We start from the raw sequence: 12882 nt of genomic DNA on the forward strand, positions 1-12882 counted from the left end.
CGGCGCGGGAGCTGTGCGCAGCGAAGCTTTTTCCTCGCGCCCGGCTCCAAAAATCATATTTCCCCTGCGGGGCGCTTCTCAACAGAATGGCTCTCACAGCAACCCCGGCGGCCAGCGCGGGGCATGGGTGAGAGTGACGGCAGACCGCCGGGGCCTGCCGAGGGCCACGCCATGTCCAACGACGCGCGAGCCGCCCCAGAGGAACGACATGTCCCTCGATTTGACGGAAACAGACACGCTGGTGGTCGGCGCCGGCCAGGCTGGCGTGGCCATGAGCGAGCACCTGGGCAAGCTTGGCATTCCCCACCTGGTGTTGGAGCGCCACCGCATTGCCGAGCGCTGGCGTTCCGAGCGCTGGGATTCCCTGGTGGCCAACGGCCCGGCCTGGCACGACCGCTTCCCCAGGCATGTAATTCCCCGGCTGCGGGCCGGATGACTTCGTGATGTTGACGAGCCCTTCGGCGCGCTGGACAGCCAGACCCGCCGCCCGGCCGCATCCGCCAGGTCATCGACGTGCCGCTGGCCCGCCCGCGGCCCGAAGACGTGGAGCTGGCGCCGGAGTTCATCGCGCTCAAGCGGCAGATCGTGGACCTGCTGCACGACGACCTGCACCGCATCGACCCCTGAAGTGAGCGCCCCGCACCCGCTGGCGGCACAAGGCTCAGTGCGTGGCGCCGGTGGGCAGCAGTCGCTCCGACCAGACCCTGAACGACACACGCGGCACGACAAAGCACAGCGGTGGCCCCACGGGGTGCCAGGCGTCCACCAGCGGGCAGTCCACCTGGACCCCCTGTGCGCAGAGCACCTCGTCCATCGGGATGGGCAGATCGATCTCCGCATGGGCCAGCCGTGGCGTGCCTGGCACACTCACCACGGCCGCATCCTGCAGCGCCAGAAATGCCACGGCCTCGCGCCAGCCGGCGAACAGGCGGGCGAACGCGGGCGGCAGATCGGTGGATCTGCTGCGGCGGACACAGGCGCTGAGCGCCGGGGCGCTGCCCACGCCCGGCGCGATGTCCGTCGTGTAGGTGCCGTCGTCTGTCTTCTGGTGAACGAACCTGGCCGGGAGGTCTGCCGGCAGGGCATCGCTCATCGACCGGGCCCCCAGGACGTAGAGCAGGTTGCTCAGCGCGTTGTGCGTGAACAGGACCGTTCGGCCCCCCGGCGCGCCGGCCGGTGCCTCGCGCAGGTAGAGGCGCCAGTTGCTTTGCAGGGGCGAGGCAAACAGTTTGCGAAGGGGGCCGAGCAGCGCCGGCCCGAAGTGCCGGTGTCGATAGGTGAGGATGGTGAACGGCGTCAGGCCATCGCGTTGCCACAGGTCAACGCCATCCGGCACGTGGCTTCGGACGTGCGCAACGGGCACCAGCCAGGTGAGGTAGACGATGTCGACCACATCGCTTCGCAATGGCAGGAACGGCAGACGCGAGAGAACCCGCCTTCTCCAGCGTGCGAATCGCGGGGCGTTGGCCACCCATTCGATGAGGGGCGCGGCCAAGCTTCGGCGGGGATGCCGGTACGGACTGGGCGGCATGGGGCAGCGGCGTGTTGGCGGGCGCGTCAGCGCGCCGGCATGCCCGGCACCCGGAAGCCGCCCTGGCCGTCCTCGACCCAGCCGCGGAACAGGCATTCCTGCGTGGCGGTGGCCAGCAGCGTGCCGTCGCGCTGGTAGAAGTGGCCGGTGGTCAGGCCGCGGGCATTGCCGCTGAACGGGCTTTGCGCGTCCACCAGCAGCCAGTCGTCCACCTGCGGCGCGCGGTGCAGCCACAGCGTGTGGTTCAGGCTGGCCAGGTACAGGCCGGTGCCGATCTTGGCCTCCAGGTGGGCCATCAGCGGGGTCAGCGGCATCCAGTAGTCCGACAGGTAGCCGATGGCCGCGCGCTGCAGCACCGGGTCGGCCGGCAGGTCGCGCTGCAGCCGAACCCAGAAGCGCAGCCGGGCTTCGGGGTCGCGCCGGAACAGGAAGGCTTCGGGGTCGATCAGCCGCAACTCGGCGGCACGGGACAGGCCCAGGCGTTGCGCCGCGGCCGCCGGGATGCGGTCGGCGTAGGCGGCACCCACCTCGTGCAGCGAGCGCAGGCTTTCCGGCGGCGGCACCTCGGGCATCGGTCGCTGGTGGCCAGGGCTGGGCTCGTCGGTCTGGAAGGACACGGTGGCGCTGATGACGGTGCGCGTGCCCTGCGTGCCCAGCACCTGCTGGACCTGGAAGCTGCGGCCCTGCATCAGCGTGCGGACCTCGTAGTGCATGGTCTCGCCTGGCTTGCCCGGGGCCAGAAAGCTGACCTGCACGCTGTGCGCCCAGCGGTCGCTGATGCCGTGGCTGGCGGCGGCAATCGCCTGGCCGATCAACTGGCCGCCAAACAGCGCGCCGTTGATGTTCACATCCGCATGCGGGCTGTAGAGCGCGCCGCTGGTGTCAAAGCGCAGGCGCATCAACTCGACCAGCCCCTGGCGGTCCCAGCCCTCGGCACTGCCCAGGTCGGGCGCGACGGTGTTGAATTTCTCGGTGCCGGCCGCGCCGGCAAGGGCGGGGCGCGGGTCGGTCGGCGTGGGGGTGGACATCCGGATCTGCGGCTCAAAAAAAGGACGGTCGTTCGTCAGATCATAGCGAGGAAGCGTCATCCGCCGGGGCGGTGCTTGCACAGAACACTGTATTTCCATACAGTACCACCAGACAACGCAACCCCTGTTGGGAGACACCATGAAGTACCAGTACTGCGACTTCTACAGCGCCAAGCCCCACCGCGCCGCCGAATGGCTGCGCCGCCTGATGCTCTGGTTCTGAAAGCCCCGGGGCCGCCCAGGTTTTCAGCCGGGCGCGCCACGGCGCTGGCGCATGGCCCGGCCGATGTCGGCCTGCACCGTATCGGCCAACAGGCGCTGGGCCAGCGGCAGCAATTCGCCTTCCTCGCGGGCGATGTGCTCGGCATAGAGCGTGCCGAAGGCTGCCACGGCGGGCGCATCCAGCGGGGCCGCCCGGCCCGCGGCGATCTCGGCCAGCGGGCCACGCAGGGCCGCCCAGCGCCACTCGAACTCGCGGTGCTGGGCCTTCAGGGCCTCGGTCAGTTCGCGCAGGCAGACCGCGTCCGAACCCGCCACTGATTCGAACAGGGCCGGGAACAGGTCCTCTTCCTCGTCGGCATGGTGCTTGGGGCCGGCCAGGTCGAAGTAGCGCAGCACCGCGGCCGCGGCCTCGGCGGCGGCGCGGTCCACGCCATGGGCCGCCAGGTGCGGCACGAGGCGCTGCAGCGTGGCGCACTGGTCCTCCACCCGGCGGTGGCATTCGGCCAGCATGGCCAGCGGGGTTTCGAAACCCACCGCCGCCGGTTCCGTGCCCGGCAGGGCGATGTTCATCAGACGGGCCATGGGAACTCCTGGTCGGGCGGGCGCTGGGTCCGCCGGGGCGGCCATCCACCCCGCGAGTCGGTCAGGATGCCAGCATAACGGGCCAGGCAGACCCCGAAAACAAGCACCCACAGTGTGGCCGACAGATGCGCGGCCGCCATCAGCCCGGGCCGGGGCAGGCCTGGCTGGCCCACCCGCTGCTGCGTCCGTCCTATCAGGAGACTATGGACTTCCATCCAGTTCGCCCTGTGAGCCCTTGCGCCCCTAGGATGCATTGGAAGCAACAGGGTGTTTCATGGAACAGATCGCCTCCTCCGAACTCAAGACCATCCTGCATTCCAAGCGGGCCAATCTCTACTACCTCGAACACTGCCGGGTGCTGGTCAATGGCGGGCGTGTCGAGTACGTGACGGAGCAGGGATCACAGTCGCTCTACTGGAACATTCCCATCGCCAACACCACCACAGTGCTGCTGGGGACCGGCACCTCCATCACGCAGGCCGCGGTGCGCGAGCTGGCCAAGGCGGGTGTGATGCTGGGCTTCTGCGGTGGCGGCGGGACACCGCTGTTTGCCGGCACGGAGTCTTCGTTGGAGGTGGCCTGGATGTCGCCCCAAAGCGAGTACCGGCCCACGGACTACCTGCAGCATTGGGTGCGCTTCTGGTTTGACGACGCCCTGCGGCTCGGCGCCGCCAAGGCGTTTCAGAAGGCCCGGCTGATGCGCCTTCAGCAGCATTGGTCTGGCAGCCAGAGCTTGAAGGCGCAGCGATTCCAGCCCGACCTGGATGCCTTGGCATCGGCCATCCAGGCCACGCTGCCCGCCATCGCTGCAGCACCGGACACCATGACCTTGCTCACTGAGGAGGCCCGGATGAGCAAGCAGCTCTACCGTCTGGCCAGCCATGCCACCGGCTACGGCGAGTTCACCCGCGCCAAGCGCGGCGACAGTACCGACGCCGCCAACCGGTTTCTGGACCATGGCAATTACCTGGCCTACGGCCTGGGCGCGACGGCCACCTGGGTCCTGGGTCTGCCCCATGGTCTGGCCGTGCTGCACGGCAAGACCCGGCGCGGGGGGCTGGTTTTCGACGTGGCCGACCTGGTCAAGGATGCGGTGATCCTGCCGCAGGCCTTTGTCTCCGCCATGCAAGGGCACAGCGAGCAGGAGTTCCGCCAGGCCTGCATCGAAGCCCTGACCCGCAGCGAGGCGCTGGATTTCATGATCGACACGGTCAAGGCCACGGCAGAGGCCTTTGGGCGGCTGGCGCAAGGCCCTGCGGCAGCCACCCACGAGGGGCCCGCGGCATGAACGTCCTGCTGATTTCCCAGTGTGACAAGCGCGCCCTGACCGAGACCCGCCGCATCCTGGATCAGTTTGCCGAGCGGCGCGGTGACCGCACCTGGCAGACCCCCATCACCCAGGACGGCCTGGACACCCTGCGGCGCCTGCTGCGCAAGACCGCACGGAAGAACACCGCCGTCGCCTGCCACTGGATCCGCGGCATCGATCACTCGGAATTGCTGTGGGTGGTCGGCGACCGACGCCGTTTCAACGAGCAAGGTGCGGTCCCCACCAACAGCACCCGACGCAACGTGCTGCGCAGCGCCGACGAAGACCAGTGGCACAGCGGCGAGCTGATCCGCCTGCTGACCGACATGGCGGGCCTGCTGCACGACCTGGGCAAGGCCATCGACGCCTTCCAGGCCCGCCTGAAGGGCCAGCTGGAAGGCACCAACCTCATCCGCCACGAGTGGGTCTCACTGCGCCTGCTGGAGGCCTTCGTCGGCAGGGACGACGATGCGACCTGGCTGGCCCGGCTGGCCACCCCCGGCCCCGAGGACGATGCCCGCTGGCTGCGGGAATTGCGCTGCGATGGCCTTCAGGGCGGCTTCGATTCGCCCTTCAAGACCCTGCAGAACGCGCCTCTGGCGATGGCCCTGGGCTGGTTGGTGGTCACCCACCACCGCCTGCCGGTGCTGCCCCAGGGCAAGGGCCAGGGCGACGGGTTTCAGATGTCGCGTCTGCGTGGCCTGCTCACGCAGGTGCAGCCGGCCTGGAATGAACAGGCCTTTGACCGCGCTGAACCTGCCGACTTCGCCCCCTACTGGCGCTTCCCACATGGCCTGCCGGTCCGCAGCGAGGCCTGGCGCCGCCGGGCCAGCCGCATCGCGCGCCGACTGCTGGAGTGGCGGGGCCGACAGCCCACCGGCCCGACTGCGGAGGCACTGCTGAACAACCCCTTCGTGATGCATCTGAGCCGGCTCAGCCTGATGCTGGCCGATCACCACTACTCCCGCCTCCAGGGCGACAGCGCCGAGCGGGTGAGCGGGGACGCCCACCATCCCTTGTGGGCCAACACCTTGGCCGGCGGTGGCCCCAACCAACGGCTCGACGAGCACCTGCTGGGCGTGGCCCAGCATGGCGCAGAGGTGGCGCGCTTTCTGCCTCGGCTGGCTCAGCACCTGCCCCGTCTGGGGGCCCACAAAACGCTCAGACAGCGCACACGCGATGAACGCTATCGCTGGCAGGACAAGTCGGCCGAGCTGGCGGCCGGCCTGCGCGAGCGTGCGGAGCAGCAGGGCGCCTTCCTCGTCAACATGGCCTCCACCGGTTGCGGCAAGACCCTGGCCAACGCCCGCATCATGTATGCACTGGCCGATCCCTCCCAGGGCCTGCGCTGTGCCTTTGCGCTGGGCCTGCGCACGCTGACACTGCAAACCGGCCAGTCCTTTCGCGCCCTGCTCGGTCTGGGGGACGACGACCTGGCCATCCGCGTCGGGGGCTCGGCCAGTCGGGCCCTGTTCGAGTTTCACGAGGCGCAAGCCGAGGCGCTGGGGTCGGCCTCGGGGCAGGCGCTGTTGGAGGAAGACGGCCACGTGCTGTACGAGGGCGCCACCGATCAGCACCCGCTGCTGCGTCGGGCTGTGGCCGACCCGGAGGTCAGCAAGCTGCTGTTGGCACCGCTGTTGGTCTGCACCATCGACCATCTCACCCCGGCCACCGAGAGCCAGCGGGGTGGGCGGCAGATCGCCCCCATGCTGCGCCTGATGAGCGGGGACCTGGTGCTGGACGAGCCCGACGACTTCGACCTGGACGACTTGCCGGCCCTCACGCGCCTGGTTCATTGGGCGGGTCTGTTGGGGGCCCGGGTGCTGCTGTCTTCGGCCACGCTGCCGCCAGCGTTGATCCAGGGCCTGTTCGAGGCCTACCGCGCTGGCCGCCACCATTTCCAGCGCAATTGCAGCGCCCGCCCTGGAGGCGCCGATGCCCCACCGGTGGTTTGCTGCGCCTGGGTGGACGAGTTCGACCAGCAAGCCCTGGACTGCCCAGACCCGGCCCAGTTTGCCCAGGCCCATGCCCAATTCGCCCTGCGCCGCCAGGCCGCGTTGGCCAAGCTGGCTGCCCAGCCCCGCCGCCGTGCCGCACTGCTGCCGGCCCCCGTTCCGTCCCCACCGGGCGCCAAAGACCTGCCCGCCTTGGCGGCCGCCTGGGCCCCGGCGCTGCTGGCCGCCGCGGTCAGCCTGCACCAGAAGCACCACAGCGTGGACCCCGTCAGTGGGCATCGGGTCAGCTTCGGCCTGATTCGGATGGCCAACATCGAGCCCCTGTTCGAGGTGGCTCTGGCCCTGTTCCGCCAACCGGTACCGCCAGGCTGCCGGGTGCATTTGTGCGTCTACCACTCGCGCCACCCGCTGCTGGTGCGCTCGGCCATCGAACGGCAACTTGACCGCACCCTGGCTCGGCAGGACCCATCGGCCGTGTTCTCGCTGCCGGACATCCGCCAGCGGCTGGATGCGGCGCCCGAGCCCGACCAGCTCTTCATCGTGCTCGGCTCACCGGTGACCGAAGTGGGCCGGGACCACGACTACGACTGGGCGTTGGTGGAACCCTCGTCCATGCGCTCGCTGATCCAGTTGGCCGGCCGCGTGCGTCGGCACCGCCCTGAGCCGGTGGACAGCGCCAACGTGCTCGTTTTTGACCACAACCTGCGCCACTTCCGCGAACCCGGCCGGGCGGCCTTCTGCAAGCCCGGGTTTGAGACCGACGAGCCGGCCTTCCACCTGACCACCCACGATCTGCACACCTTGCTCCGCCCCGAGGAACTGGCTGCCATCGATGCCCGTCCCCGCATCGTGCCGCCCGCAGAACTGCAGGTCCAGCAGCGCCTGGTGGATCTGGAGCATGCCCGGTTGCGCCAGCGCATGCTGCCCAGCACCGTGCCCACGTCTGCGCCTGCCCGAGGCTTGATGAGCCGTGCCCGCAGCCAGGCAGCGGCCACGCCCCCGATGCCCGAACTCAACGCCAGCACCTGGTGGCACGCTGCCCCGCAGGACGCCACGCTCACCGCTGTGCTGCAACGCGCGCAACCCTTTCGTCAGGAGCCATACCCGCCTGACGTGACCTTGGCGCTGCTGCCGGACGAAGACGCAGACGATGTCTTGCTGCACCGGGTGATGGAGGGCGCCAAGCGCGGGCAGAGCCTCTATGTGCCCATCGACCGCTCGCTGCACCATCGCGTGCCGAACGAAGCTGTGCGAGGCGACCGCATCGAGGCCTGGGGTACGACCGACTACCTCAGTGCACTGGCTGAGTTGGCCCGTGCGTTGGATCAGCCCCTCGATCGGTGCGCCAAACGGTTTGGCACGGTAGCCGTGCCTGACAGCACCGATGGGTGGCGCTACCACCCTGCACTTGGCTTTGCAAAGAAGCGCTCCGAGTGAAGAGGGCCGACACCTAAGGTGCCGGCCCGCTGCCTGTACGGCAGTGAAGTGCGACTTCGGTAGACCAATGGTCGCTTTTCTGAGCTGCCTAGCGGCAGTGGGCTGAGCTTACCGTATGATCTGACGCAATGACTCCTGCTGCAAAACTTCTGAAGATCTATGTTCGCTGGTTGATAAATGAATCTATCGGCGATACATTGGTGAACGCGCAGGGTGTTCCACCACCCTGCGCGTTCGGAGCAACGCCATCGGTTTGAAGAGCCAGGCACCAATGGTCGCAAGGATGTCGACCAAGGAGGGTATGAACGTGAGTAGCACTCACCAGACCATAAGAGTCTGAGTGCAGCTTCCGCTGCACTTCCAAAGCATCCCCGGGGCATTGCCCTGGGGATTTTAGGCACGGTCTTGTGCCATCAATTAACTCAGGGAAATTCATGTCTACGCACCTCAACGGGCGTCAGGCAGAGCTTCGTTCGCTGGTTCAGGGCTTCTTGTCCGAACGACTGAACTCCAAGCTGGAAAAGCTCGCTGAAGACGACCCCAAGCGCGCCGAGTTGCAGGCGCAGTACCAACCCGCCGTTTGGCTGGAAGACGCGGCCCGCCGCGTCGGGCAGATCCAGGCGGTCACCCACTCGCTCAAGCCCATCCACCCGGACGCCAAGGGCAGCAGCCTGTACCGTGAGCCCAGCGCGCTGCCGCCGCTGGATGAAATGGGCAGTCACGCCTTGGGAGACGCGTTTGACGCTGACGTGGTGGGCAATGCCGCCGCGTTGGATGTCTACAAGTTCCTGAAGCTGATGCACCAGGGCCAAAGCCTGTTGAGCCTGGCGACACAAGGCGACGCGGATCTGGGCGCGGCGCTCAGTGAGGACACCGCCCAAGCCGCGGGTTGGATGGCGGCGTTTGCAGGCCTGTCCGAAGCACGGGGCCGCCTCAGCTCGCACACGCTGGCCAAGCAGCTCTATTGGCCTGTGGGCGACGATCCGCATGACGATGCGGGCTACCACCTGCTGGCGCCGCTGTACCCCACCTCGCTGGTGCAACGGGTCTACCAGACGCTGCAAGACGACCGCTTCGGCGAGGAAGCCAAGGCCGCCCGCGAGGCCCGCAAAGCGGGGCATTGGCACGCGCGGCCTGTGCGCGAGTACCCCCACCTGGCCATTCAGAAGCTGGGCGGCACCAAACCCCAGAACATCAGCCAGCTCAACAGCGAGCGCCGAGGCGACAACCTGCTGCTGGCCTCGCTGCCGCCGGTGTGGCGTTCGGCAGAGGTCCGCCCCGTGTTGGGCACGGTCTCGCTGTTCAAGGTCTTTCGCCACCGGCCAGAAGCCCGCCGGCTGACCCAACTGCTGCGCCGCTTCCTGGAGGGCGATCCTGCGAGCAACCTGGCCACGCGCACCCAACGCGACGAGTGGGTGGAGGCGCTGCTGGAAGAGCTGATGCTGTTCACCGCCGAGCAGCAGACCTTGGAGCCTGGTTGGACGGCAGAGCCGCGGTGCGAGCTGCCCGCCTCTCACCGCGCCTGGTTGGACCCCGAGGGCGTGGCCACGGCCGATCCCGTGCCTGATCTGATGGATGCCCTGGCACAGGACTTTGCCAACTGGCTCAACCACGAGCTGCGTGACCCGCTGCCCATGGGTGACCCCGAGTATCTGCATTGGCGCAAGCAGGCCCGCGAGCTGTTCACGGCCATGGAGCGGGAGGGCGTGCTGTGAGCCAACCCCATCTGCCCCACCGCGGCATGCTGCTGCTGCCGCGCATCCGGGTGCAAAACGCCAATGCCATTTCCAGCCCGCTCACCTGGGGTTTCCCGGCCATCACCGCCTTCACCGGCCTGATGACCGCGCTGGAGCGCCGGCTGGGCCCGCAAGCGGGCATCAACCTGCTGGGCGTCGGCGTGGTGTGCCATGGCTTCGAGGCCCAGGTGACGACGGACGGCTACACGCGGGCCTTCCGTCTCACCCGCAACCCCGTGCTTCAGGACGGCAGCACCGCGGCCATCGTGGAGGAAGGGCGCGTCCATCTGGACATCAGCCTCGTCTTCGAGGTGCGACTGGGGGATGCGCTGCTGGGCGATGCCGAGCGCGAGGCCCTGGCCGGGCACATTGCGCAGACGTTGGGCAGCATGCGCCTGGCAGGTGGCAGCGTGATGCCGCCGCTGCCCTCCAGCCCGCGTCGCCCGCAGCGAGCCCTGCTGGCCCTGGTGCCCGACGACCCCCAGGAACAGCGCGAACAGTTCCGCCGCCTGGCACGGCGTCTGATGCCGGGCTTTGCATTGATCTCGCGCGACGACCTGCTGCAGCAGAGGTTGGCCGAGCTGCGCACCCACGATGCCCGGGCCGGCACGCTGGACGCCTGGCTGGATCTGGCCCGCTGGACCAGCCGGGCCGTTGCGGCCCCCACCGCGGACGCCCAGGCAGGGGACACGCCGGACGACCACGCTGCCTGGGTGACCGACCCGCGCCCTGGTTGGATCGTGCCCATCCCCGTGGGCTTCACTGCGCTCTCGCCGCTGTTGCCGGCCGGCAGCGTGGCCAATGCGCGGGACATGGTCACGCCTTTTCGATTCGTCGAGACCGTGTGGTCCATCGGCCAATGGATCAGCCCGCACAGGCTGCAGCGCCTCAGCGAACTGATCTGGCAAAGCGGACACGACCACGACCCGGCGCAGCCTAGTGACCAGGGCTTGTACCGCTGCTTTATTGACCCCCAGGCCACCGCGGCCACCCCCTACTGACTTTCAGGGAGAACACCATGGCAACCAAGGAAACCACCCTCAAGACCGCTTCCGTGCTCGCCTTCGAGCGCAAGCTGGACCCCTCTGACGCACAGTTCTTCGCGGGCCCCTGGGACACCCGCCAGACCAGCGCGGACTGGGGCCCCGTCACGATCAACGAGAAGTCCGTGCGCGGCACCATCTCCAACCGGCTCAAGACCAAGGACCAGGACCCGGCCAAGCTGGATGCCGCCATCGAGAACCCCAACCTGCAAACGGTGGATGTGGCGGCTCTGCCCGCCAATGCCGACACGCTGAAGGTCAGCTTCACCTTGCGTGTGCTGGGCGGCACGGGCACACCGTCTGCCTGCAACAACGCCGATTACCAGGCCAAGCTATTGAGCACGGTGAAGGGCTATGTCGATGCACAGGGTTTCACCGAGCTGGCCCGTCGCTACGCCTGCAACCTGGCCAACGCGCGCTTCCTGTGGCGCAACCGTGTGGGGGCGGAGCAGGTGGAGGTCCACATCGCCCATCTGGTGCAAGGCCAGGCGGCCCGCACCTGGGTGTTCGATGCCCTGAGCCTGCCGCTGCGCGACTTCACGGCACCGGCAACAGCTGAATCGGAGCTGGGCGCCTTGGCCGCGCTGATCGCCCAGGGGCTGGCTGGCAGCAGCCATGTGCTGCTGCAGGTCACTGCCTTTGCCCGCCTGGGGGCCGCGCAGGAGGTCTACCCCTCGCAGGAACTCATTCTGGACAAGGGCAACAGCAAGAAGAGCAAGACGCTGTACCACGTGCTGGGCGTGGCCGGCATCCACTCCCAGAAGCTGGGCAATGCGCTGCGCACCATCGACACCTGGCACCCCGACGTGGCCGAACTGGGGCCGATTGCCGTCGAACCCTATGGTTCGGTGACCACGTTGGGCAAGGCCTGCCGCAAGCCGACCGACAAGCTGGACTTCTACAACCTGCTGGACGGCTGGCTGCTCAAGGACAAGGTGCCGCCAATGGAACAGCAGCACTTCGTGATGGCCACGCTGATCCGCGGCGGTGTGTTCGGCGACGCGGGCAAGGAGTGAGCCGGCCATGCACCACTACATCGACATCCATCTGCGGCCAGACCCGGAGTTTGCGCCGCACCAGTTGATGGCCGCGCTCTTTGCCAAGCTGCACCGTTGGCTGGCGCTGACGCAGAGCCAACACATCGCGGTGAGCTTTCCCGGCTATGGGGAGTCGCCCGCCACCCTGGGCTCCACCCTGCGGATGATGGGCCCGACGACTGAGCTGACGCGGCTGATGGAACACGACTGGCTTCAAGGCATGCACGACCACGTGGATGTGCGGCCCCTGGCCCCCGTGCCTGCGCAAGCCCTCCAACGCACCCTGCGCCGTGTGCAGGCCAAGAGCAGCCCTGAGCGCCTGCGGCGGCGCCAGATGCGCCGACACCACCTGACGCCGGAACAGGCCCAGGAACGGGTGCCTGACAGCTGCGCAGAGACCTTGAGGTTGCCCTTCCTGACCTTGGCCAGCGCCAGCACCGGCCAGCGCTTCAAGCTCTTCCTGCGGCTGGGGCCACCCTGCGACGCCACACAGGCCGGCAACTTCAACAGCTACGGCCTGAGCAGCACCGCAACCATTCCGTGGTTCTGACCCTTTTTTCTGAAGAGGAGTGCAAGTCATTGGAAATCAGTCACTTGCACGACGATCCACCACAAGGGTCAGGGAGCCTCTTGGGGTAGAAAGGCTTTGCACGATAGTCACTTAGGCCCAGGGGCGGCCTAGTTCACTGCCGCACAGGCAGCTCAGAAATAAAGATCAACCGGACTACCCTGCAATGGCCTGTTCACTGCCGCACAGGCAGCTCAGAAAGTGAGGCCGTGGTGGTGCAGGCTGTCGGCTGGGTTCACTGCCGCACAGGCAGCTCAGAAAGCCCAAGGTCCGGTGTTCCAAGGTCAGCTCACGTTCACTGCCGCACAGGCAGCTCAGAAATGGTTGTTTGGCGCCGCAGGCAGGGAGACGTGGTTCACTGCCGCACAGGCAGCTCAGAAATCAGTGCTGAGCACGTAGACGGTGACGTAGCCGTTCACTGCCGCACAGGCAGC

The 12882-nt window shown here is 67.8% G+C and carries 9 protein-coding genes, 1 pseudogene and 1 CRISPR repeat array (1 of these 11 only partly in view); of the genes and pseudogenes, 7 read left to right on the plus strand and 3 right to left on the minus strand.

The features are described from left to right. Nucleotides 1-13 precede the first annotated feature (13 nt). A pseudogene (locus tag KGA65_RS21165) lies at nt 14-403 on the plus strand (FAD-dependent monooxygenase); the annotation flags it as partial. A gap of 258 nt (nt 404-661) precedes the next feature. On the opposite strand, the gene KGA65_RS05010 reads toward KGA65_RS21165, so the two are convergent. From KGA65_RS05010 to KGA65_RS05020, 3 genes are all read right to left on the minus strand, one after another. Further along, nucleotides 662-1393 carry a DUF2071 domain-containing protein gene (locus KGA65_RS05010; protein WP_225862034.1) on the minus strand — a complete coding sequence of 244 codons (732 nt, stop codon included), beginning with the start codon at nt 1391-1393 and terminating at the stop codon, nt 662-664. A gap of 164 nt (nt 1394-1557) precedes the next feature. Then, nucleotides 1558-2559, minus strand: a complete 1002-nt coding sequence (locus KGA65_RS05015) for an acyl-CoA thioesterase (RefSeq protein ID WP_225862035.1) — start codon at nt 2557-2559, stop codon at nt 1558-1560. A 246-nt stretch (nt 2560-2805) separates the two neighbouring features. After that, nucleotides 2806-3363, minus strand: a complete 558-nt coding sequence (locus tag KGA65_RS05020; RefSeq protein ID WP_225862036.1) for a hemerythrin domain-containing protein — start codon at nt 3361-3363, stop codon at nt 2806-2808. A 274-nt stretch (nt 3364-3637) separates the two neighbouring features. On the opposite strand from KGA65_RS05020, the gene cas1f reads away from it, so the two are divergent. From cas1f to cas6f, 6 genes are all read left to right on the plus strand, one after another. Then, nucleotides 3638-4651: a type I-F CRISPR-associated endonuclease Cas1f gene (gene cas1f, locus KGA65_RS05025; protein ID WP_225862037.1), complete on the plus strand. Its 1014-nt coding sequence runs from the start codon at nt 3638-3640 to the stop codon at nt 4649-4651. Further along, on the plus strand, nt 4648-8064 hold the full coding sequence (cas3f, locus tag KGA65_RS05030) for a type I-F CRISPR-associated helicase Cas3f (RefSeq protein WP_225862038.1): 3417 nt from the start codon (nt 4648-4650) through the stop codon (nt 8062-8064). Before cas1f ends, cas3f begins: the two co-directional genes overlap by 4 nt. Nucleotides 8065-8555: 491 nt before the next feature. Then, the gene (gene csy1 / locus KGA65_RS05035) at nt 8556-9779 is read left to right on the plus strand and encodes a type I-F CRISPR-associated protein Csy1 (protein WP_225862039.1); all 1224 of its coding nucleotides are present in this window, start codon (nt 8556-8558) and stop codon (nt 9777-9779) included. Further along, complete coding sequence (gene csy2 / locus KGA65_RS05040) at nt 9776-10801, plus strand: type I-F CRISPR-associated protein Csy2 (RefSeq protein WP_225862040.1); 1026 nt, start codon at nt 9776-9778, stop codon at nt 10799-10801. The genes csy1 and csy2 overlap by 4 nt, the downstream gene beginning before the upstream one ends. Before the next feature lie 17 nt (nt 10802-10818). Continuing rightward, complete coding sequence (gene csy3, locus KGA65_RS05045) at nt 10819-11859, plus strand: type I-F CRISPR-associated protein Csy3 (protein ID WP_225862041.1); 1041 nt, start codon at nt 10819-10821, stop codon at nt 11857-11859. Between the two features lie 7 nt (nt 11860-11866). After that, nucleotides 11867-12430 (plus strand): type I-F CRISPR-associated endoribonuclease Cas6/Csy4, encoded by a 564-nt coding sequence (cas6f, locus tag KGA65_RS05050; RefSeq protein WP_225862042.1) that lies wholly within the window; start codon nt 11867-11869, stop codon nt 12428-12430. Between the two features lie 131 nt (nt 12431-12561). Next, nucleotides 12562-12882: direct repeats of the CRISPR family, unit length 28 nt; unit sequence GTTCACTGCCGCACAGGCAGCTCAGAAA (it continues 8780 nt past the right edge of the window).

Source organism: Ideonella benzenivorans (assembly GCF_020387415.1).
GTDB lineage: Bacteria > Pseudomonadota > Gammaproteobacteria > Burkholderiales > Burkholderiaceae_C > Ideonella > Ideonella benzenivorans.